General features: G+C 66.3%; 13 protein-coding genes. 7 read left to right on the forward strand and 6 right to left on the reverse strand.

Going from position 1 to position 22292, the window contains the following annotated elements; genetic code table 11:
- Positions 1-43: 43 nt before the first annotated feature.
- Together ACUXST_RS06535 and ACUXST_RS06540 are read left to right on the forward strand one after the other, a co-directional pair.
- Positions 44-2356 (forward strand): CDC48 family AAA ATPase, encoded by a 2313-nt coding sequence (locus ACUXST_RS06535; RefSeq protein ID WP_458389162.1) that lies wholly within the window; start codon positions 44-46, stop codon positions 2354-2356.
- Between the two features lie 140 nt (positions 2357-2496).
- Positions 2497-3138, forward strand: a complete 642-nt coding sequence (locus ACUXST_RS06540) for a class I SAM-dependent methyltransferase (protein ID WP_458389163.1) — start codon at positions 2497-2499, stop codon at positions 3136-3138.
- Between the two features lie 3 nt (positions 3139-3141).
- On the opposite strand, the gene ACUXST_RS06545 is transcribed toward ACUXST_RS06540, so the two are convergent.
- Positions 3142-4302: a phospholipase D-like domain-containing protein gene (locus ACUXST_RS06545; RefSeq protein WP_458389164.1), complete on the reverse strand. Its 1161-nt coding sequence runs from the start codon at positions 4300-4302 to the stop codon at positions 3142-3144.
- Positions 4303-4429: 127 nt separating this feature from the next.
- Here ACUXST_RS06545 and rpoZ point away from each other — a divergent pair, with 127 nt between their 5' ends.
- Positions 4430-4771, forward strand: coding sequence for a DNA-directed RNA polymerase subunit omega (gene rpoZ / locus ACUXST_RS06550; protein ID WP_458389165.1), 342 nt, complete (start codon positions 4430-4432; stop codon positions 4769-4771).
- Positions 4772-4801: 30 nt separating this feature from the next.
- Here rpoZ and ACUXST_RS06555 read toward each other — a convergent pair whose 3' ends face one another.
- Positions 4802-5296: a winged helix-turn-helix transcriptional regulator gene (locus ACUXST_RS06555; protein WP_458389166.1), complete on the reverse strand. Its 495-nt coding sequence runs from the start codon at positions 5294-5296 to the stop codon at positions 4802-4804.
- A gap of 175 nt (positions 5297-5471) precedes the next feature.
- Here ACUXST_RS06555 and ACUXST_RS06560 point away from each other — a divergent pair, with 175 nt between their 5' ends.
- Together ACUXST_RS06560 and ACUXST_RS06565 are read left to right on the forward strand one after the other, a co-directional pair.
- Entirely contained in the window at positions 5472-7562 is a 2091-nt protein-coding gene (locus ACUXST_RS06560) for a RelA/SpoT family protein (protein ID WP_458389167.1), read from the forward strand.
- A gap of 66 nt (positions 7563-7628) precedes the next feature.
- Positions 7629-8573 (forward strand): formylglycine-generating enzyme family protein, encoded by a 945-nt coding sequence (locus tag ACUXST_RS06565; RefSeq protein WP_458389168.1) that lies wholly within the window; start codon positions 7629-7631, stop codon positions 8571-8573.
- Between the two features lie 3 nt (positions 8574-8576).
- Here the strand turns inward: ACUXST_RS06565 and ACUXST_RS06570 are convergent, their stop codons facing one another.
- On the reverse strand, positions 8577-10865 hold the full coding sequence (locus tag ACUXST_RS06570; protein WP_458389169.1) for an NADP-dependent malic enzyme: 2289 nt from the start codon (positions 10863-10865) through the stop codon (positions 8577-8579).
- Between the two features lie 164 nt (positions 10866-11029).
- On the opposite strand from ACUXST_RS06570, the gene mutS reads away from it, so the two are divergent.
- Positions 11030-13603 carry a DNA mismatch repair protein MutS gene (mutS, locus tag ACUXST_RS06575; protein ID WP_458389554.1) on the forward strand — a complete coding sequence of 858 codons (2574 nt, stop codon included), beginning with the start codon at positions 11030-11032 and terminating at the stop codon, positions 13601-13603.
- Positions 13600-16302: a [protein-PII] uridylyltransferase gene (locus ACUXST_RS06580; RefSeq protein ID WP_458389170.1), complete on the forward strand. Its 2703-nt coding sequence runs from the start codon at positions 13600-13602 to the stop codon at positions 16300-16302. Before mutS ends, ACUXST_RS06580 begins: the two co-directional genes overlap by 4 nt.
- Before the next feature lie 49 nt (positions 16303-16351).
- Here ACUXST_RS06580 and ACUXST_RS06585 read toward each other — a convergent pair whose 3' ends face one another.
- From ACUXST_RS06585 to thrS, 3 genes are all read right to left on the reverse strand, one after another.
- A complete protein-coding gene (locus ACUXST_RS06585) occupies positions 16352-19447 on the reverse strand; it encodes a TonB-dependent receptor (RefSeq protein WP_458389171.1) in 3096 nt (1031 codons plus the stop codon).
- Between the two features lie 163 nt (positions 19448-19610).
- Entirely contained in the window at positions 19611-20114 is a 504-nt protein-coding gene (gene infC / locus ACUXST_RS06590; protein WP_458389172.1) for a translation initiation factor IF-3, read from the reverse strand.
- A gap of 158 nt (positions 20115-20272) precedes the next feature.
- Complete coding sequence (thrS, locus tag ACUXST_RS06595; protein WP_458389173.1) at positions 20273-22285, reverse strand: threonine--tRNA ligase; 2013 nt, start codon at positions 22283-22285, stop codon at positions 20273-20275.
- Between the last annotated feature and the right edge of the window lie 7 nt (positions 22286-22292).

Genomic DNA, 22292 nt, shown 5'->3' on the forward strand with positions numbered 1-22292 from the left:
CGCCGTTACCGGTGCGGGCAAGAGAGCGCGAGCAGGAGCACCGATGGCTGACACCGATACGATGGAACGCGTGAAATCGCGCAGGGTGCAGGTCGCGAGCCTGCAGACGGGCGATAGCGGACGCGGCTTCGCCAGGCTGCCCCAGGCGATCATGGAAGCCCTCGGCATCCGCGAGGGCGAGGTCATCGAAATCGTCGGCAAGCGCTCGACGGCCGCGATAGCCGTTCGTCCCTATGGCGAGGACGAAGGCATCGACATCATCCGCCTCGACGGTCTGCAGCGCGCCAATGCCGGGGTCGGCTCCGGCGACTTCGTCGAGGTCCGCCGCGGCGAGGCTAAGCCGGCGACGCGCGTTGTCTTCGCCCCGGCCCAGCCGAACGTCCGCCTCCAGGGCTCCGCCGACGCGCTCAAGCGCACCTTCGCCGGGCGCCCGTTGAGCGAAGGGGATACCGTCGCGACGACTGGACATCAGCGCGTCAACGCTGACATGCCGGAGCCCATCCGGCAGATGCTGAACGCGCCCGCCTTCGCGCTTCAGGAACTCCGCCTGGTGGTTGTCTCGACGACTCCGAAGGGCATCGTTCACATCGACGGCAAGACGGCCGTCGACCTCCTGCCGGAATATACCGAGAAGGACGGCGAGCGCCGGGCCGATGTCACCTACGACGACCTCGGCGGCATGCGCGACACCATCGACGCGCTCCGCGAGATGGTCGAACTGCCGCTGCGCCATCCCGAGCTGTTCCAGAGGCTCGGCGTAGATCCGCCCAAGGGCGTGCTGCTGCATGGTCCGCCCGGCACCGGCAAGACCCTGCTGGCGCGGGCGGTCGCCAACGAAAGCGCGGCCAAGTTCTTCCTGATCAACGGTCCCGAGATCATGGGCTCGGCCTATGGCGAGAGCGAGCGGCACCTGCGCGAGATCTTCGAGCAGGCATCGCAGGCGGCGCCGTCGATCATCTTCATCGACGAGATCGATTCCATCGCTCCCAAGCGCGGCCAGGTGACCGGCGAAGCGGAAAAGAGGCTGGTCGCTCAGCTCCTGACGCTGCTCGACGGCATCGAGCCGCGCCAGAACCTCGTCGTGATTGCAGCGACGAACCGGCCCGAAGCCATCGACGAGGCACTCCGGCGCCCCGGCCGCTTCGACCGCGAGATCGTCGTCGGAGTTCCCGACGAGCCTGGGCGCCGGGAGATCCTCGGCATCCACACGCGCGGCATGCCGCTCGCTCCGGACGTCGATCTCAACGACCTTGCCCGGCGGACCTACGGTTTCGTCGGCGCGGACCTTGCGGCACTTGCCCGCGAAGCGGCGCTGGAGACCGTGCGCCGCATCATGCCGAAGCTGAACCTTGCCGAGGACGTCATCCCGACCGAGGTGCTCGACACCCTGTCCGTCGAGCTTCGCGATTTCGACAATGCCCTGAAACGCGTTCAGCCCTCGGCGATGCGGGAAGTCATGGTCGAAGCGCCGACCATCGGCTGGGACGACATCGGCGGCCTCGACGATTCGGCGGGGCGCCTCAAGGAAGGCGTCGAGCTGCCGCTCAAGCATCCCGAGGCATTCCGGCGGCTCGGCATCCGGCCCGCCAAGGGGTTCCTGCTCTACGGTCCGCCGGGGACAGGCAAGACGCTGCTCGCCAAGGCGGCGGCGCGCGAGAGCCAGGCGAACTTCATCGCGACGAAGTCGTCGGACCTGCTGAGCAAATGGTACGGCGAGAGCGAGCAGCAGATCGCCCGCCTGTTTGCCCGTGCCCGCCAGGTGGCTCCGACGATCATCTTCATCGACGAACTCGACAGCCTGGTGCCCGCACGCGGCGGCGGCCTCGGCGAGCCGCAGGTCACGGAGCGCGTCGTGAACACCATCCTCGCCGAGATGGACGGGCTCGAGGAGCTGCAGAACGTCGTCGTGATCGGCGCCACCAACCGGCCGACGCTGATCGACCCGGCACTTCTCCGGCCCGGCCGCTTCGACGAGCTCATCTATGTCGGTCCGCCGGATGAGGCCGGGCGACAGCGCATCCTTGCGATCCACGCTCGTCATATGCCGCTCGCTGAGGACGTGGACCTGACGTCATTGGCGAAGCGGACCGAGCGCTTCACCGGCGCGGATCTCGAGGACCTGGTGCGCCGCGCCGGTCTGACCGCGCTCCGCCGCGGCCTTGATGCTGCCAAGGTGGCGATGGCGGATTTCGAGAGCGCGCTGACCGAAACTCGCGCCTCGGTAACGCCTGAAATGCTCGAGGAATATTCGCGCATCCAGGAGACTCTGAAGAGCGATGCCGTGCGGCCGATGGGCGGCATCGGCTTCGTGCTTCCGGGCATGCTTCGGCCACGCCCCGGCGGCAAGCCGGACTGAACCAGCGATCGGGTGCCGATAAATCAGGTTAAATCGCGCGCCTGCGTGGGCCGTGGTGGCGGCAAGCGCGTTGGTGACCTTGCCAAGCGGCAGTGCATTTGCCAACGCTCGCCGCCTTTGCGATCCGATACGGAGCATTCATGCCAGTTTCTTCCGCGCGCGCGTTGAAAGGCCCCCGCCGGCTGGCGCGGCGCCGTGACGGCCGCAGCGCGAACCCCCAGTGGCAGTTCCTGCGCGGCTTCCTGAAGCATCCGGTGATGGTCGGATCGATCATCCCGTCGAGCCGCAAGCTGATCGACAAGATGCTCGGTCCCGTCGACTGGAAGAACACGCGGCTGTTCGTCGAATACGGCCCGGGTGTCGGCACCTTCACGCGGCCGCTTCTGGAGCGTCTGCCGACCGACGCGACGCTGGTGACGATCGACACGAACCCGGAGTTCACGCGCTACCTTCGCGAGTCGATCGAGGACGAGCGGCTGGTGCCCGTGACGGGGTCGGCTGCCGACGTCGAGAAGATCCTTGCCGACCGCAACCTCGGTGCGGCGGACTATGTGCTCTCGGGCCTGCCGTTCTCGACCCTTCCGCCCGGCGTCGGCGACGCGATCGGCGCGGCGACCAGCAAGGTCATCCGGTCCGGCGGCGCCTTCCTGGTTTACCAGTTCAGCCCCAAGGTTCGCGATTTCATCCAGCCGCATTTCGAGCGGATCGAGCGCGGGTTCGAATGGATCAACGTGCCGCCTGCGACACTGTTCTGGGCCTGGCGCGAGCCCAAGGAAGGCTGAGGCCTAGGGCACGCGCAGCGCCAGGCGCCGCGTGACCGTGTAATCGAGCGACGTCACCAGGAACCACGCGACGCGCCAGCGCAGCCGTTGAAGCCAGGTCGCGCGCTGCTTGTAGACTTCCGGTGTGATTTCCAGGCTGTCGCCGATCTCATGCTCGAAATAGCTGCGCATCATCGTCGCGAACTCGGGATCGCGCACGCGAAGCATCATCTCCATGTTCAGGTACAGGCTGCGGAGGTCGAAGTTGGATGATCCAATGTGGACCACGTCGTCCATCACCAGAAGCTTCGAGTGAAGCTTGGTCGCCTGATATTCGAAGATCTTCACCCGGCGCCGGAGCAACCGGGCATAGGTGCTGCGAGCCGCCTCGATGGTCTGTGCGTTGTCGGACTTGGACGGAATGATGATCCGGGCCCGTCCGCGCGCCGCAATGGCGCCGATGCGCTTCAGTATGCCCCCCATCGGGGCGAAATAGGCAACGACCATTTCCAGGTCATTGGTCGTCGACAGGTCGCGCAAGGTGGCAAGGCCCCAGGGTGAGCGGCGCTGCATCGGCCCGCCGAACAGCCATTGCAGCGTACCCTCATGCTCGCTGAAATGTCGGACCACGGCGCGCAGGGTCTTCAGCTTCGATCGCTTGGACAGCGACCAGTTCATCAGCGCGTCGTAATAGGGGACGAGGCGGCCTGCTGCCGCCCCGTCGACCAGCAACCCGATGTCCCGCCACGCGCCGTCCGCCACCTTGCCGAAATAGCTGTCCTCAACGTTGAAGCCGCCGATCAGGACTTGGCACGCGTCCGTCTCGCCATCAGCAAGCGCCAGCTTCTGGTGATTTCGGAGCAGGTAGCGGCGCCCGTAGGCCGGGTTGAACCGGCAGAAGCGCGCGCCGCGGTCGTTGAGTTCGCGGAAGTAGGTTTCGGGCGTGTGGCTGCTCCCGAATCCGTCGATCAGGAGAGAGACTTCGACGCCCCGGTCCAGCGCACGGTAGAGCCCGTCGAGCACGCGCTGCCCGCTGCGGTCGGCAGTGTAGATGTAGTAGAGTAGGCGAAGCGACTTCTTGGCGCCGTCTATCAGGGCCATCAGAGTCTCGAGGCGTTCCGGCCCGTCGGGGATCAGCGTCAGGCGGTTGCCGTCGACGATCAGTGAGCGATGCCCTTCCGCCATGGCAGTCGTCTGACCACGGATGCCGCGCAAGGCAAGGTGCCGGGCCGCCACTTTTGTTGACTTTCGGAAGGCCGCGCCCTAACTCGCCGGCTTCCCTATCGTTTGAAAATGGTCTGCGAGGCGACGAATGGCGCGCGTTACGGTTGAAGATTGCGTCGACAAGGTGCCGAACCGGTTCGATCTGGTTCTGCTCGCCGCGCAGCGTGCGCGGCAGATTTCGTCTGGAGCCGACCTGACGATCGATCGCGACCGCGATAAAAACCCGGTTGTCGCCCTGCGCGAGATCGCTGACGAGACCGTGCGTCCCTCGACGCTGCAGGAAGCGGTCGTTGCCGGCCTTCAGAAGGTTCGCGTCGACGAAGAGGACGAGACGGAAGAGCTGGCATCGCTGAGCGATGCGGCCGAGGCGCTCCGCCTGACCGCCGCTGCTCCGCCGCGGCCGAGCCCGTCCGGCGGTGATTACGAGTAATCGGGAGCGCTCGCCGCTCGGCGGGCGTAACTATTCGGCGGCTTGCTGAACGGCCGACGCTTCGGACTGATCGATCCAGGTAATCTCGTCCCGCTTCAGCGCACGCCCATCGTGCGCCTGGACGCACATCTTGCGGACCGGGCGCAGGTCATGCCGATCCGCGAGCACGACTCCCGGGCCGCCGTGCCCCCAGTCTTCGCCCCATTGTCGCAGTGAAACGATCACCGGCATCAGTGCCTCACCCTTCGGGGTCAGCGAGTAGATGACCTTGCGGCGGTCGGTCGGATCCGGCTGCCGTTCGAGGATGCCGCCGGCGACCAGCTTGCCTAAGCGGTCCGACAGGATGTTGCGGGCGATTCCAAGTCCCGCCTGGAATTCCTCGAAATGGTGGAGCTGGTTGAACGCCCCGCGCACGATCAGGAACGCCCATTTCTCGCCGATGAGTTCAACCGCCGCAGGGATTGGGCACGAAAGCGCCGCCTTCCTGAATGCGTTGATCCGCGTGTCCCCCCGGTCTCCCGGCAATGGCTGCACTCCCCAAGCCCTTAGAATCGCATGAAAGCACAAGCTGTGGCGGTTGAATAGTTGTTATCGGCTACGATGATGTAATCCGGCAATAATTCCCTGCTGCGCTGCCTTGGGTGCCCGCCGCAACGTTTCGCGCTTGCACAACACTGCTCCCTGCCACCATCTTAGGGGCGTGCTGAGACAATATGAGTTGGTCGAGAAAGTCCGGTCGTATGATCCGGACGCAGACGAGAGTCTGATCAACCGCGCCTATGTGTTCTCGATGAAGGCGCACGGGTCGCAGAAGCGGGCTTCAGGCGACCCCTATTTCAGTCACCCGATCGAGGTTGCGGGAATTCTCACCGACCTGAAGCTCGACGACCAGACGATCGCGACGGCGATCCTGCACGACACAATCGAGGACACGGTCGCGACGCCGGCCGAGATCGAGAAGCTGTTCGGCAAGGACGTTGCCCGGCTCGTCGACGGAGTCACCAAGCTCAGCAAGATCGAGGCGCAGTCGGAAAACGAACGCGCTGCCGAGAACCTTCGCAAGTTCCTCCTGGCGCTGTCCGATGACATCCGCGTGCTCCTGGTGAAGCTCGCCGACCGGCTGCACAACATGCGGACGCTTTATCACATCCCGTCCGAGGACAAACGGCGGCGGATCGCCCGCGAGACGATGGATATCTACGCGCCGCTCGCCGAGCGCATCGGCATGTACGAGATGATGACCGAGATGCAGACGCTGGCATTCCGCGAGCTCGAGCCGGACGCCTACGCCTCGATCATGCGCCGGCTGCACCAGCTGACGGAGTCCGGCGGCGATCTCGTCAGCCGCATCGGCCTGGGGCTTCAGCTCTACCTCGCCGACAACGGCCTCGAAGCCGAGGTGACGGGGCGTCAGAAGCACCCCTTCTCCATCTGGAAGAAGATGGCCGAGCGGCACATCAGCTTCGAGCAGCTGTCCGACGTGATGGCGTTCCGCGTGATCGTCGACGACGTTGGCGAATGCTACCGCGCGCTCGGCCTCATCCACAGCCGCTGGCCGATGGTCCCGGGCCGGTTCAAAGACTACATCTCGACCCCGAAGCGCAACGGCTACCAGTCGCTGCACACCTCGGTCATCCACGACTCCAAGATGCGGATCGAAATCCAGATCCGCGACCGCGCGATGCACGAACTTGCGCAGCGCGGCCTCGCCGCTCACTGGGCCTACAAGGAAGGCAAGCCTGCCGCCGACCTCCACGTCCCCTGGGTGGATGATCTCGTCGAGATTCTCGAACACGCCGAGAGCCCGGAAGAGCTGCTCGAGCATACCCGGATGGCGATGTACCAGGACCGGATCTTCGCCTTCACGCCGAAGGGCGAGCTGATCCAGCTGCCCAAGGGCGCGACTCCGGTCGACTTCGCTTATGCCGTGCACACCGGCCTTGGCGACCGTACCGTTGGCGCCAAGGTCAACGGACGCGTGGTCCCCCTGCGGACGATGCTCGAGAACGGCGACCAGGTCGAAATCCTGACGTCCGAGGCGCAGCACCCGCAGCCTTCGTGGTTGCGCTTTGTCGCGACCGGCAAGGCGCGCGCGGGCGTCCGCCGCTTCGTGCGCCACAAGGAGCGCGAGGAGACCGTCGAGCTCGGGCGCAAGATCTACGACGAGATCGTCCAGCGGCTTCCCGCAGAACTCGACAAGGATGCACAGAAGCGGGCGCTCAAGAAGCTCAAGATCGAGAACTCGGACGAGCTGATGATCGCCATCGCCCGCAAGCGGGTGCGCGACGAGGACCTGATGGAAGCGCTGATGCCCGGGTCGGCGGGCGGCGACGTGTCGCCCCGCCCGCTCGGCCAGCGCAAGGCGATCTCGATCAAGGGCCTGACCGCGGGCGTCGCCTATCATCTCGCCCAGTGCTGCCATCCGGTGCCCGGCGACCGGATCGTCGGCCTTCGCCGCGAGGACGAGGAGATCGAGGTCCACGTGATCGGCTGCGACACGCTTGCGAGCGGCATCGATGCCGACTGGCTCGACCTCGCCTGGGGCGAGGGTTCGGACGGCGGCGCGGCGAGGCTTGCCGTGATCCTGCGCGACATCCCGGGCGCGCTCGGCACCATGTCGAGCATCCTCGGCGCGAAACACGCCAACATCGTCAATCTCGCGCTGATTCACCGCGACGGCAGCTTCCAGACCTTCAATCTGGATGTCGAAGTGCACGATCTTGCGCATCTTCACTCGATCATCGCCGCCCTTCGGGAGGCGGACCCGATAAGCTCGGTCCAGCGGATTTAGGCGCAGCTTTACCGCGCTCATCTAAGGGCTCATGCTCGCCGTGGTCGGGCAGCGGGGGCTCTCATGATGAAGTTGCGAACGGCAGTTACGCTCGGTTTGGCGGCGATGCTGGCGGGCGCTGCGGAAGGCAAGCATCCGCTCCGCACATTCCACGACTGCCACGGCTGTCCGGTGATGGTCGCCCTGCCAAGCGGTCACTTCCTGATGGGCTCGCCCGAGAAGGAGCCGGGCCGCGACGCGGTCGAAGGACCGCAGCGCCGGGTCGCAATCCGCAGCTTCGCCATGGGCAAGTACGATGTCACTCGGGGGGAGTGGGCCGCCTTCGTCTCTGCAAGCCGCCCACCGACGCAAAACGGCTGCGAATGGAGCGGCCTGACGCGCGATCATGAAAGTTCGGCGAACTGGCGCCACCTCGGCTTCGCTCAGAGCGATCGGCATCCGGTCGTCTGCGTCACCTGGGACGATGCCCAGGCTTATGCCCGCTGGCTCAGCAAGCGCACCGGCAAGCACTATCGGCTGCCGAGCGAAAGCGAATGGGAATATGCGGCCCGAGCGGGCACCGACACAGCGTTCTACTGGCGTGCCGATGCGAGCCATGCGCGGGCCAATTACGGCAAGCCCGAATGCTGCGGAGGGCTGACCGAAGGGCCCGACAAGTGGCTCTTCACTTCTCCGGTGGATGCCTTCCCGCCGAACGCATTCGGGCTGCACGACATGGCCGGCAACGTGCTGCAGTACGTCGCCGACTGCTTCGTTCCGTCCTATGCGAGGGCGCCCAAAGACGGATCGGCCGTCGTTGGTCGCGTCAAGCTCGAGACGAGCAGCTACCTTGCCGACCTCAACGGCACGAACAGCTGCGACTATCGCGTCGTGCGCGGCGGCGACTGGGGCGACCGGCCGGCGTGGATCAGGTCCGCGGCGAGGAACTTTGCTCCGCCCCCCGGCGACGTCCGACTTTCGAGCTACCGAAGCGGTGGAGTCGGTTTCCGGGTGGCGCGCGACCTGCCGTAGTGGTCAGACCCGCGCCGCCTCGCGCTGGTGACGAGCGTGCGCGTCGCCTGCGGCAAGCACCGCAAGCATGACCAGGTCCGACGCGCTAGCGGTCATCGGCGCGATCTGCACCGGATGCTCCAGCCCGAGGACGTAGGGGCCAAGCACGCTCTCGCCGCCCAGCTCCTTGAGCAGCTTGGCCGAGAGGCTGGCCGACTGAAGGCCCGGCATGACGAAGATGTTGGCCGGACCCGACAAGCGGCTGAACGGATAGAAGCGCTCCTGCATGTCGACATTCAACGCCACGTCCGGAGCCATTTCGCCTTCATATTCGAAGTCGGGATGGAAGCTGTCGAGCAGCGCAACGGCTTCGCGCAGTTCCTCGATGTGAACGCCCGGCGGGTTGCCGAACGTCGTGTAGCTGGTGAACGCGACACGCGGCTCAAGGCCCATGCGCCGCGCGAAGGCTGACGACCGCAGGGCGATCGCCGCATATTGCTCCGCCGTCGGCCGCTCGGTCACGGCGGTGTCGGCAATCAGGACCGTGTGGTGCCGGCCGACGATGACGTTGATTCCGAACGGCGTTGCGCCGGGCTCGTCGTTGATGACCGTCCGCACCTGGCGAAGCGACTGGCTGAAGGGCCGCGTCGTGCCGGTGATCATCGCATCCGCTTCGCCGAGCGCGAGCATCGCCGCCGCGAAATAGTTGCGGTCCTGGTTGACCATGCGCTCGATCTCGCGGCGCAGCATGCCGTGACGCTGGTGCTTCTGGTAGATGTGATCAACGGCGCGGCCGACCAGCGGTGAGTTGCGGCTGTTGAGGACCTCATAGTCCTGCGGGTTGTCGACGCCGATTTCCTTCAGCTGTTGGTAGACGTCCTCGCGTCCGACCAGCACCGGCGTTCCGTACCCGCCCTCCTTGAAGGCGATCGCCGCGCGCAGAACGTTCGGCTCCTCGCCCTCCGCGAACAGGACGCGCTTTGGATTGGCGCGTGCTGCTTCGTAGGCGAGGCTCATGACGCCCACGGTCGGGTTGAGACGCGCACGAAGCTCCTGGCGATAGGCTTCCATGTTCGCGATCGGCTTCTGAGCGACACCGGTCTGGACAGCGGCTTCGGCAACGGCGGACGCGACGACCTCCATCAGGCGGGGATCGAACGGCGCCGGGATGATGTAATCGCGGCCGAAGCTCTGCGACCGTCCGCCGTACGCCGCGGCGACTTCCTCGGGCACCGGTTCGCGGGCGAGCTCGGCCAGCGCTTCGGCGGCGGCGATCTTCATTTCGTCGTTGATCGCCGTGGCCCGCACGTCGAGCGCGCCGCGGAAGATGAACGGGAATCCGAGGACGTTGTTGACCTGGTTGGGAAAGTCCGAGCGGCCGGTGGCAATGATTGCGTCAGGGCGAACCGCCGTCGCATCCGGCGGCCAGATCTCGGGGTCCGGGTTGGCCATCGCGAAGATGATGGGTTCCTTGGCCATCGACTTGACCATGTCGGGCTTGAGCGCACCGGCGGCAGAAAGCCCGAGGAACACGTCCGCTCCGACCAGTGCTTCACCGAGGTTCTGGGCAGTCGTCTCGACCGCATGCGCAGACTTCCACTGGTCGAGGTCGTTGCGGTCTTTGCGGATGGTGCCCTTCCGGTCGCACATGATGACCTGGTCACGGCGCACGCCCATGGCCTTGATCAGCTCGGTGCAGGCGATCGCCGCCGCGCCGGCTCCGTTGACGACTACTCGGATGTCCTTGAGGGCGCGGCCGGTGAGATGGCAGGCATTGATCAGGCCAGCCGCGGTGATGATCGCTGTGCCGTGCTGGTCGTCGTGGAAGACCGGAATGTTCATCCGCTCTTTCAGCGTCTGCTCGATCACGAAACAGTCGGGAGCGGCGATGTCTTCGAGGTTGATGCCGCCGAAGCTCGGCTCGAGCAGTTCAACCGCGTCGATGAAGCGCTGCGCGTCCTCGGTCGCGACCTCGATGTCGATGGCGTCGACGTCGGCGAAGCGCTTGAACAGCACGGCCTTGCCTTCCATCACCGGCTTCGACGCCAGCGCGCCAAGGTTGCCGAGGCCGAGGATCGCAGTGCCGTTCGAGATAACGGCGACGAGATTGCCTTTCGCGGTGAAGTCGTAGGCGCAGCCCGGATTCTCCGCGATTGCGCGGACCGGCACCGCCACGCCGGGCGAATAGGCAAGGCTGAGGTCGCGCTGCGTCGCCATGGGCTTGGAAGCGATGATCTCGATCTTTCCGGGTCGACCCCGGGAGTGGAATTCAAGCGCTTCGGCTTCGGAGAATTTGACGTGGCTTTCCGACATGCGCCGGCCTTAGCGGTTTCGCGGTCGCATCGTCACCCTCAACTTGTTTCATGGTCCACCGAGACGACTGCCGCAGCGCGACCAAACAGATGCTGAAACAAGTTCAGGATGACGAATGAAGCGGCTACGGATTGGAGATGGCCCGCGCCGACGCTCCAACCCCCATGATGACGCAGTACAAGCGCCTCAAGGAAGAGGCGGGCGACGCGCTGCTGTTCTACCGCATGGGCGACTTCTTCGAGCTGTTCTTCGACGATGCGAAAGCGGCTGCGGCGACCCTCGACATTGCGCTGACCAAGCGCGGCGAGGATGCCGGCGAACCGATCCCGATGTGCGGCGTGCCGGTCCATTCGGCGGAGGCCTATCTCGCCCGGCTGATCAAGGGTGGGCACCGCGTCGCCATCGCCGAGCAGACCGAGAGCCCGGCCGAAGCGCGCAAGGCTCGGGGGTCCAAGGCGCTGGTGGATCGGGCGATCGTCCGGCTGGTCACTCCGGGCACGCTGACCGAAGAGACCTTGCTGGATTCTGCCGCGGCAAACTGGTTGGCCGCCATTGCTCGCGTGGGTGACGACTGGGCGATCGCGGCGGCGGACATTTCCACCGGGCGATTCGAGCTGATCGGCTGCGGCACGGGCGAGCTTGCCGCCGAGCTTGCGCGGCTTTCGCCTGCCGAGACCATTGCGGATGCGCCGGTGCCGGGAGTCCGCACGTCCGCGGGCAAGGGCGGGTTCGACAGCCTCGAGGGAGAGCGCTCGCTGAAGGGCCGCTTCGGTCTGGCGACGCTGGACGGGCTTGGCGGTCCGTCGCGGGCCGAGCTTGCGGCAACCGGCGGCCTGATCGCCTATCTCGATGCGACGCAGAAGGGGGCTGGAGTCCTGCTCGACGCCCCGCGCCGGATAGGTCGGGCAAGCCACATGGCGATCGATGCCGCGACGCGCGAGAGCCTGGAACTGACGCGGTCGACGTCGGGCAGCACAAGCGGCAGCCTGCTCGGCGAGATCGACCGCTGCCAGACGGCCGGCGGGCGGCGCCTCCTGTGCGAGGATGTTTCGGCGCCGCTGAACGATCGGAGCGCAATCGAGGCGCGGCTCGCGCTGGTGGCCTGGTTCCACGAGGATGCGATCCGGCGCGAGCGGGTGCGGCAGGCGCTGAAGGCCATGCCGGACTTTGCGCGGGCGCTGGCGCGGCTCGCCGCCGGCCGCGGAACTCCCCGCGATCTGGCGCTGCTACGCGACGCGCTCAGTGCGGCCGAGGCGCTGGCGCGGGAACTTGGCAATGAGCCGGACCGGCCTCCGCTGCTCGACAGGCTGCTGCCGCGTTTGAGGGGTCACGAGGCGCTGATCGAGCGGCTGTCGCGGGCGCTGGTTGCGTCGCCGCCGATCGATGCGTCGAAGGGCGGCTATATCGCGGAAGGCTACGATCCCGAGCTCGACACGTTGCGCGACGCCGCCTCGAACGGCCGACGCGCGATCGCGGGCTTGGAGAGCCGCTACCGCGACGCAACCGGCGTCGGCTCGCTCAAGATCCGGCACAATGCGGTGCTCGGCTATCACATCGAAGTTTCCGCCCGTCACGCCGAGCGGCTGATGGCACCCGACAGCGGCTTCACGCATCGCCAGACGCTTGCCGGCGTGGTCCGCTTCAACTCGCCCGAGCTTCACGAGGAAGCGAGCCGCGTCGTGGAAGCCGGCGGCCACGCGTTGGCTGCGGAAGCAGCGCATGCGGAGGAACTGACGAAGCTCGCCGTCGCTGCGGCCGCACAGATCACAGCGACTGCCGAGGCGATCGCGCGGATCGATGTGGCGGCCGGCCATGCGCACCGCGCCGCCGAGGGCGGCTGGTGCAAACCCCAGTTGCTGGACGAGCCGTGCCTCGACATCGAGGCGGGGCGGCACCCGGTCGTCGAAGCGGCGCTCCAACAGTCCGGCGAGCGGTTCGTGGCCAATGATCTCTCGCTTGGCCGAAGCGACCGGCTGTGGCTGATCACCGGCCCCAACATGGGCGGCAAGTCGACGTTCCTGCGGCAAGCTGCCCTGGTTGCGGTGCTTGCGCAGAGCGGGAGCTTCGTGCCTGCGAGCCGCGCAACGGTCGGCATTGTCGACCGGTTGTTCAGCCGCGTCGGTGCCGCCGATAACCTCGCCAGGGGCCGCTCGACCTTCATGGTCGAGATGGTCGAGACCGCTGCCATCCTCGCCCAGGCGACGCCACGCAGCCTGGTTATTCTCGACGAGATCGGGCGCGGCACATCGACCTATGACGGGCTGGCAATCGCCTGGGCGGTGGTGGAGGCCATGCACGATCAGGTCAAATGCCGCACGCTGTTCGCGACACATTATCACGAGTTGACCCGGCTCGCCGGACGGCTGGACTCGCTCTCGCTGCACCACGTTCGCGCGCGCGAGTGGAAAGGTGACCTGGTCCTGCTTCATGAAGTCGCAGGCGGCGCGGCCGACCGCAGCTACGGCATCGCAGTCGCCAAGCTTGCCGGACTGCCGCCGGGCGTCGTTGCACGAGCGAAGTCGGTGCTTGCGAAGCTGGAGGCCGGCCGTGACGCCACGGGCGGAATCGCTGCCGGGCTCGACGATCTGCCGCTGTTCGCTGCGGCGGCCGAGCCGGAAACGCCGCCCGATCCGTTGCTCGCCGCAATCGAGAGCATCGAGCCCGACAGCCTGACGCCCCGGGAGGCACTCGATCACCTGTACAGGCTCAAGCGGCTGGCGGTGGAGCGGGCGTCATGACGCTTCCCGAGCTCGAGAACCGCCGAGCGATCATCGACCGTCGCGCCGTGGCCGGACGGCTCGTGAGTGGCGGCGATGCGGCGCAAGTGCTTCGCGAAGCGCTCGACACCGGCCGCGCCGAAGTGGCGCGGCGGCTGGCCGATCAGCCGGGCAACGGCCGCGCCGCGGCGCATGCTACGGCCTTCCTCACCGACCAAATCGTCCGCCTCGCCTATGAGTTCGTCACCGGAGGCGCATCGGAAAGCGATGCGCTGGCGCTCGTGGCGCTAGGCGGCACCGGGCGGGGCGAGATGGCGCCCTACAGCGACGTCGACCTGATGGTGCTGACCGCCCGCGCTCCGACCAGCCAGGAAGAGGCGGCGGCAGAGGCCATGTTCCACCTTTTGTGGGAGCTCAAGCTGAAGGTCGGCCATTCGGTGCGCTCTCTGCCGCAGCTTCTGCCGCTCGCCAAGAACGACATGACCGTGCGCACCGCGCTGCTGGAGGCGCGGCGATTGTGGGGCGCCGACAAGCTGTTCGATGTCACGATGAAGCGCTTACGCAAGGAAGTGGTGTCCGGCAGCGCAGCAGAGTTCGTTGCGGCCAAGCTCGCCGAACGCGACGCGCGGCACGTCCGGATGGGCGACAGCCGCTACGTCGTCGAGCCAAACGTCAAAGACGGGAAGGGGGGCCTTCGCGACCTCCACACGCTCTACTGGATCGGCAAATACGTACACGGCGTCGAACGGCCGCACGACCTGGTGGGCGCCGGGCTTCTCAGCGCCGCGGAGTTCCGGCGTTTTGACCGCGCCGAGCGCTTCTTCTGGGCGGTGCGCTGCCACCTCCACCTGCTCGCCGGCCGGGCCGAGGAGCGCGTCAGCTTCACTTACCAGCCGCGCATCGCCGAGATCATGCACTACGCCGACCGGCCGGGGAAATCGGCCGTCGAGCGGTTCATGCAATTCTACTTCCTCAACGCGAAGACCGTGGGCGACCTGACCGGGGTCTTTCTCGCGCAGCTCGATGAGCAACTCGGCAAGAAAGGATTCCGCTTCGCGCTGCCGACCATTCGCAGGCGGCCGGCGCGGTTGGGAGGCTTCACGCTGGACCGAGGCCGCATCTCGATCCCGTCGGACGACTTTTTCCGCGACGATCCGGTCCGGCTGCTCGAATTGTTCGCGCTGGCCGCGCGCGAGCAGCTTCAGATCCACCCGACGGCGATGCGAGCCGCAACCCGAGACTCCGCGCTGATCGGCCGCAAGGTGCGGGACGACCCCCGTGCGAACGCGCTGTTCCTGGAGGTTCTCACCTCCATCCACTCGCCCGAGATCGTGCTGCGCTGGATGAACGAGACCGGCGTATTCGGCCGTTTCGTTCCGGACTTCGGCCGCGTCGTCGCGCAAATGCAGTTCGACATGTATCACCACTATACGGTGGACGAGCACTCGATACGCGCCCTCGGTTTGCTTGCGGCGATCGAGCGGGGCGACCTCAAGGAAGACCACCCGCTGTCCACCGCGCTGTTTCGGCAGATCGGATCGCGACGCGTGCTCTACGTCGCCGTCCTGCTGCACGATATCGCCAAGGGGCGCGGCGGCGATCATAGCGTCATCGGCGCCGAGATCGCGATGCGGCTCTGCCCGCGGCTGGGTCTCGACCGGGCGGAGACCGAGACCGTCGCCTGGCTGGTTCGCCACCACCTGCTGATGTCCTCGACGGCGTTCAAGCGCGACTTGGCCGACCCCAAGACGATCGAGGATTATGCGCGGCAGGTGCAAAGCCCCGAGCGGTTGCGGCTGCTTCTGATCCTGACTGTCGTCGACATTCGAGCAGTGGGCCCCGGCGTTTGGAGCGAGTGGAAGCGCCTGCTGTTGCGCAGCCTGTTCGAAGCAGCAGAGGAGCGCCTGCGTCTCGGGCACAAGCAGCATGGCCGCGCCGAGCTTGTCCGCGACCGGCAGGCTGCGCTTGCCGAGAAGCTCGGCTGGAAGGCGAGCGCAGTACGCGCTCATGTGAAGCGCCTGTCGGACAGCTACTGGCTCGCCGAGCCGCTCGAGTGGCAGCTTGCCAACGCCCGGCAGGTCGCTGCGGCCGCGGCCCGCATCGGCGACGCCAAGCCGACCGTGGTCGCCGAGGACGATGCTGACAGCAATGCGACGCGGGTGACCGTTTTCGCCCCCGACCGTGAAGGCCTGTTCTACCGGATTTGCGCCGGGCTGGCGTCGGGCGGCGCAAACATCATCGACGCGCGGATCCACACGACCCGCGACGGAATGGCGCTCGACAACCTGCTGGTCCTGGACGCGCAGGGCCGGCCCTATGCCGACCGGCGTCTCCGCAGTCGGCTCTTGCGGTCGGTCGAGGCGGCGCTGACGCTGCCGGAGTCGCCACGGCTGCCATCAGCAGAACTCGCCTCGGGCAAGAGCCGAGCGTTCAGCGTTGCACCGTCTGTCTCGGTTGCGGAGCAGGCGTCGACGCGGACGACGGTCGTCGAGGTTCATGCCCTCGACCGGCCAGCGCTTCTCGCTCGGCTTGCCGGCGCGATCCACGCCGAGGGTCACCGCATCCATTCGGCGCACATCGCCACGTACGGCGAGCGGGCGGTGGACGTCTTCTATCTGACCGACGCGGACGGCCGGAAGCTCGCGGCCGAGCAGGTCGATGCGCTGCGGTCCGCGCTGCTGTCGGCCGCCGGCGATACCGAACAGGCGCGGGCAGCCTGAAACGAGAAGGCCCGCCGGTGAGGGCGGGCCTTGCCGGTAAGCTGAACCCTTAGCCTCGCTCCCCCTGTGCCGGCGGCGGCGGCGGGGCAGGCGGGAGCGGGCATATGTCGCTCGTCAGGATGACGGTGCCGTTCGCGCAGGTCTGGGTTGGCGCCGGAGGAGGCGGCGGCGGCGCAGGCGGAGCGACGTAGGGTGCCGGCGCGGTCCGATTGAACCCGAGCTTGCCCCGTAGGGTGACGCCGAACGTCCTCGGCTCGCCAAGGAATGCGCCGTAGAGCTGCGTCGCGGCCGGGTAGAAGCCCGCCTGAACGCCGCGCGTCGTGCCGCTGCCCTGCACCGGAGCGTCGAAGCCCACCTGCAGGTACTTCTCCTTGAACAGGTTCTGCGCCCAGAACTCGAGGCCCCAGCTCTCGTCCGGTCCGTGGATGCCAACGCGGGCATTGACGACCAGGAACGCCTTCTGAGTCTTCTCGATGTCGAGGTCGGAGCCGGTGTTGAACCGGGTCATGTGCCGCGCATCGACATAGAACAGCCCGCGAAGCCCGCTGCTGCCGATCTGCGGTGTCCAGGCAATCGACCCCGTCGTCGTCCACTGCGCGGAGTTGGAAATGCGGCGGCCCGGCAGCTGGAAGAGGTAGTCATTGAGCGGCCGTCCGCTCGCGCCGATCAAGTTGTGGCGGAAGCGCGTGTTGGCGAGCACGGCGCCGGCGTTGATCGCCAGATCGGGCATCGGCCTCGTGAAGATCTCGAGCTCGACGCCCTGGTTCTTGACACCGGCCCTGCTCTTGCCGGTGCAAGCGCCCGTACGGGAGCTGCTGTCGGTGTCGGCACCGGCGAGATCCTCGCTGCAGCTGTTGATGTTCTCGACGATGAAGTTGAGGCCGTTGAACGTGTTCAGCTGGAAGTTCTTGAACAGCTGCCGGAACAGGGCGACGTTCACGTCGATGCCGCGGCCGTTGTACTTGGCGCCAATCTCGAATGCGTCGTTCGTCTCGGGCTTAAAGGCGAGGTCTGCGCCCGATGCGACCACGCCGCCGCAATTGGGCTGAGTTGCACTGACGCAGATGGCGCCGCTGCCCGACAAGGGCGGCGACCCGGGCGTCGAGTTTGCCCGCCACAGCGCCGAACGATCGAGGTTGAACCCGCCGCCCTTATAGCCGCGCGAGTAGCTCGCGTAGGTGAGCAGCCGATCGGTCGGCTTGTAGCTCAGCACCGCGGTGCCCGAGAGCTTGCTCTCCGTCAGCTTGTCGTCGAGCGCGAGCACGCCGCCGGGGGCGCCCGGGATGACGCAGGGGAGTTGCTGGAACGCGGCCAGCGGGCTCGACGAGATCGCCGAGCACAGCGTGTTGTTGTCGTGGAGGTCGGCCACCAGTCGCTTGCGTTCATGCGTGTAGCGAGCGCCGATGGTCAGCTTGAGCTGCGGCGTGATCGCGAAGATGTTGTGCGTGAACAGCGCCCAATTGTTGCTGGTCTGGTCGAAGCGGTCATCCAGTCCAACGCCGTTGAAGTTGAATGCCGGCTGGCCGAGCACTGCCGCGAGCGAGCCGAAACCAGGATTGGCCGGATTGGCGCTGAGGGCACCGAGCGTCGTGGCGCTGCTGATCAGGCCGGCACGCTGGGTGATGAGCGCGGAAAGCTGGGCCTGCTGCTGCGGTGTGGGGTTCGGGATGGCCTGGAGCTGGGCGATGGCTACGCTGAGCTGCTGGATGCCAGCCTGGAGCTGGGCAAGAGTCTGGCCGAGCGCGGGGCCGACGCAATTGCCGGTCGGCGTCGGTGCGACTGCCGCGGGAAGCACGGATGCGAACAGCAGGCAGTTCGCGAAACGGCCATAGTCGGCGCCGTAGGACAGGTTGTCGACGACCCTCAGCTTCTCGTTCGCGTAGTAGCCGCCGACTAGCCAGTCGAGGCGATTGTTGAACGTGTTGCCCTGTAGACGAACCTCCTGGCTGAATGTCTTGAAGCGGGTGAACGAACCTCCGTCGCTTGCGCGGTAGAGCAGGTCGAGATTGTTGAAGTCCGCGTCCTGGCCGCGATCGTAATTGTTGTAGCGGTACGCGCTGACGGAGGTCAGCTCCGCCCAGCCCATGTCGTAAACCGCCTCGCCGGACACGCCGTAGTCCTTCACCTTGCTCGCGAAGTCGCGGCCCGGGGTCATCGATACGTCGCGGGCAAACCTGTTGTCGTTGATGATCCCGCCGAGAGCCCGTTCGATACCGGCGACGCTCGACGGCGACCGCGTGTAACCGCCGTTGACGTCCGTGACGGTGTTGAAGGTCGGCAGGTAGGACGCGGCGCAACATTCCTCGTCACGCTTCGAATAGTCGCCGATTAGCCGGAACGAGAACTGGTCCGTCGGCTTGAACAGCAGTTGCCCCCGCAGCAGCCAGCGGTCGCGGTCATTCACGTCGCGGCCGGACACCACGTCCTTCAGGAAGCCGTTTCGCTTGAGGTACACGCCGTCCAGGCGCGCGGCGATGCTGCTCGAGAGCGGACCGGTGACGCTGCCTTCGAAGCGGCGAAGGTGATAGTTGCCGAGGTCGATCTGACCGCTGACTTCCGGCGTGAAGCGCGGCTTGGCCGTGATGATCGAGATGAGCCCCGCGGACGTGTTGCGGCCGAACAAGGTGCCCTGCGGCCCGCGCAGCACCTCGATACGGTCGAGTGGCCCAAGCTCCGTAAGCGCTACGCCAGCACGGGAACGGTAGACGCCGTCGATGAACACGCCGACCGAGCTTTCGAGTCCCGGGTTGTCGCCGACCGTGCCGACGCCGCGAATGCGCGCGACACCGGCGCCTGCTTCCGACGAGCTTGAGGAAACAAGCAGTGAAGGCGACACCTGCTGCAGCTGACGGATGTCGCTGGCGCCGGTGTACTCCAGGGTCTGCGCAGTCACGGCGCTGACCGCCATCGGCACGTCGGAGAGCGCTTCGTTACGGCGCGTCGCGGTGACGATGATGTCGCTGGTATCGACGGACTGCTGCTCGCGGGCCTGATCCTGCACGGCGGCCGCTTCCGACGTTGCGCCCTGCGTGGTCTGGGCGCCTGCCTTGTCCGTGTCGGTGTTCGATTGCGCGGTCGCCTGGCCGAACGCGGGCGCGCCGGCAGTCACCAGGGCTGCCGAAAGCAGCCACATCGATTTATGCATGTCCTCTCCCCCTGCTCATGGCGAGCAACAGTCTCTCCGAGGGGGAGGCTAACTCCGAACGGCAATGGACGAAAGTGCGGGCGCGACGAACCCGCGCCGCATGACGCACTATTGCAACACTGGTGTCAGTAACTGCCGCAGCGCGGGCAGTGTCGCAGCGCGCCTATTTGGGCGAGAGGACCATCAGCATCTGGCGACCTTCCATGCGGGGGTGCGCCTCGATCTTCGCGACTTCAGCCGTCTGCTCCTGCACTCGGCGAAGTACCGCCATGCCAAGCTCGCCGTGCGCCATCTCGCGACCTCGGAAGCGCATGGTGACCTTCACCTTGTCGCCTTCGTCGATGAACTCGAACACCTTCTTCATCTTGGTGTCGTAGTCATGGTCATCGATGTTCGGACGCATCTTGATCTCCTTGATCTCCTGCGTCTTCTGCTTCTTGCGCTGCTCGTTGGCCTTCTTCTGCGCTTCGTACTTGAAGCGGCCGATATCGAGGAACTTGGCGACCGGCGGATCGGCGTTCGGCGAGATCTCGACGAGGTCGAGGCCGACCGACTGTGCCTGCTCGAAAGCTTCCCGCGTATACATCACGCCCAGGTTTTCGCCGTTTTCGTCGATCACCCGAACCTTCTGGGACTGGATGAACTCGTTGTAGCGAGGACCGCTCATTGGTGGCGGCGGCGCCATTCCTCGGCGCGGATAGGGCGGTGGTATAGCGGTTTCTCCGTACAATTGTTGGACGATGCCGAATTAGGCACTCGCGCGGCAGATGAAAAGTGCGCGCGGTGATCAGCGAGTCGTTTTTGCCGCATTGTGGCGGCATGGCTTCACCGAAGATCGGGCGGGACGGCCTCGGCAGAGATCATCGCGACGACCTCGTCGACGCTCATCACTGCCTGGCGCTCCTCGGAGCCGAGGCGGCGGAGGGCCACAGTGCCTTCCTCGGCCTCGCGCTTGCCGACGACGAGCAGCAGCGGGACCTTGGCGAGGCTGTGCTCGCGCACCTTGTAGTTGATCTTCTCGTTGCGAAGGTCGGTATCGACGCGGATGCCGGACTTAGCGAGCTTGGCCGCGACTTCCCGTGCATAGTCGTCAGCGTCCGAGACGATGGTCGCAACGACCGCCTGCACCGGCGACAGCCACAGCGGGAACTTGCCCGCGTGATGCTCGATAAGGATGCCGATGAAGCGCTCGAACGTGCCGAGGATGGCGCGGTGCAGCATCACCGGGCGGTGCTTCTGGCCGTCCTCCCCGACGTAGGTGGCGTCGAGCCGCTCCGGCAGAACGGTGTCCGCCTGGATGGTGCCGACCTGCCAGGTTCGGCCGATTGCATCCGTGAGGTGGAACTCAAGCTTCGGTGCGTAGAAGGCTCCCTCGCCGGGAAGCTCTTCCCAGCCGAACTCGGGCGTGTTGCGGCCGGCCGCGGTGACGGCGTCGCGGAGCACCTGCTCGGCCCGGTCCCATTCCTCGTCGCTGCCGTAGCGTTGCTCGGGTCGGAGGGCGAGCTTGATCGCGTAATTGTCGAAGCCGAGATCGCGATAGACGCTGTCGAGCAGGTCGCAGAACGCCTTGATCTCGTCGATCAGCCGGTCCTCGGCGACGAAGATATGGGCGTCGTCCTGCGTGAACTGGCGGACCCGCATGATGCCGTGGAGCGCGCCGTGCGGCTCGTTCCGGTGGCAGCAGCCGAACTCAGCCATGCGGATCGGCAGGTCGCGATAGCTGGTGATGCCCTGCTTGAAGATCAGCACGTGGGCCGGGCAGTTCATCGGCTTGAGCGCCATCAGGTCCGCGTCGCCGGAGAGGATGGCGCTGTCGTCGTCGGTCGACGGGATCTCGTCGGGGACGACGAACATGTTCTCGCGATATTTGCCCCAGTGTCCGCTCTTCTCCCACTGGCGGGCGTCCATCAGCTGCGGCGTCTTCACCTCGACATAGCCGGCGGCGTCGAGGCGGCGGCGCATGTAGGCCTCGAGCTGCCGCCACACGAGATAGCCCTTCGGGTGCCAGAAGACACTTCCGTGGGCTTCGGCCTGGAGGTGGAAGAGATCCATCTCCTGTCCGATCTTGCGGTGGTCGCGCTTGGCCGCTTCTTCGAGGCGGACGAGATGCTCGTCGAGCTGCTTCTTGTTCAGCCACGCGGTGCCGTAGATGCGGCTCAGCATCGGGTTCTTGGGGTCGCCACGCCAATAGGCGCCCGACACGCGCGTCAGCTTGAACGCATTGGGGTCGAGCTTGCCGGTCGAGGCGAGGTGGGGCCCGCGGCAGAGGTCGATCCAGGCGTTCTCGGCGTGACCGGAGCGATACATGGTGATGGGCTCGCTGTCGGGCAGCTCCATCACCCACTCGGCCTTGAACCGCTCGCCCTGCTTCTCGAACAAGGCGCGGACGTCCTCGCGCTGCCACACTTCACGGATCAGCGGCTCGTCACGCGCGATGATGCGGCGCATCTCCTCTTCGATGGCGGGCAGTTCTTCCTCGGTGAAGGCGCCGTGCTCCGCCGTCGGCGCGAAGTCGTAATAGAAGCCGTCATCCGTCGCCGGGCCGAAGGTGATCTGCGTTCCCGGATAGAGGTTCTGGACCGCCTCGGCGAGGATGTGCGCGAAGTCGTGGCGAACCAGTTCCAGCGCTTCGGCCTCATTCTTGCTGGTGACGAGCTCCAGGCGACCGTCGCCTTCGAAGGGACGCATGATGTCGCGCAGTTCGCCGTCGATCTTGGCGGCGATCGCAGCCTTGGCGAGGCCCGGCCCAATGGCAGCGGCAACGTCGGCGGGCGTCGAGCCCTCGGGCATTTCCTTCACCGACCCGTCGGGAAGCGCGATCTTGAACATCTCGGTCATTGCAGGC

It is taken from the genome of Sphingomonas sp. F9_3S_D5_B_2, assembly GCF_054263715.1.

Bases quoted from the DNA above. Each gene is read 5' to 3' on its own strand.
- ACUXST_RS06565 (WP_458389168.1), top strand. From the start codon at position 7,629: ATGAAGTTGCGAACGGCAGTTACGCTCGGTTTGGCGGCGATGCTGGCG.
- infC (WP_458389172.1), bottom strand. From the start codon at position 20,114: ATGAGCGGTCCTCGCTACAACGAGTTCATCCAGTCCCAGAAGGTTCGG.
- ACUXST_RS06570 (WP_458389169.1), bottom strand. From the start codon at position 10,865: ATGTCGGAAAGCCACGTCAAATTCTCCGAAGCCGAAGCGCTTGAATTC.
- rpoZ (WP_458389165.1), top strand. From the start codon at position 4,430: ATGGCGCGCGTTACGGTTGAAGATTGCGTCGACAAGGTGCCGAACCGG.
- mutS (WP_458389554.1), top strand. From the start codon at position 11,030: ATGATGACGCAGTACAAGCGCCTCAAGGAAGAGGCGGGCGACGCGCTG.
- ACUXST_RS06580 (WP_458389170.1), top strand. From the start codon at position 13,600: ATGACGCTTCCCGAGCTCGAGAACCGCCGAGCGATCATCGACCGTCGC.
- ACUXST_RS06585 (WP_458389171.1), bottom strand. From the start codon at position 19,447: ATGCATAAATCGATGTGGCTGCTTTCGGCAGCCCTGGTGACTGCCGGC.
- thrS (WP_458389173.1), bottom strand. From the start codon at position 22,285: ATGACCGAGATGTTCAAGATCGCGCTTCCCGACGGGTCGGTGAAGGAA.
- ACUXST_RS06540 (WP_458389163.1), top strand. From the start codon at position 2,497: ATGCCAGTTTCTTCCGCGCGCGCGTTGAAAGGCCCCCGCCGGCTGGCG.
- ACUXST_RS06545 (WP_458389164.1), bottom strand. From the start codon at position 4,302: ATGGCGGAAGGGCATCGCTCACTGATCGTCGACGGCAACCGCCTGACG.
- ACUXST_RS06535 (WP_458389162.1), top strand. From the start codon at position 44: ATGGCTGACACCGATACGATGGAACGCGTGAAATCGCGCAGGGTGCAG.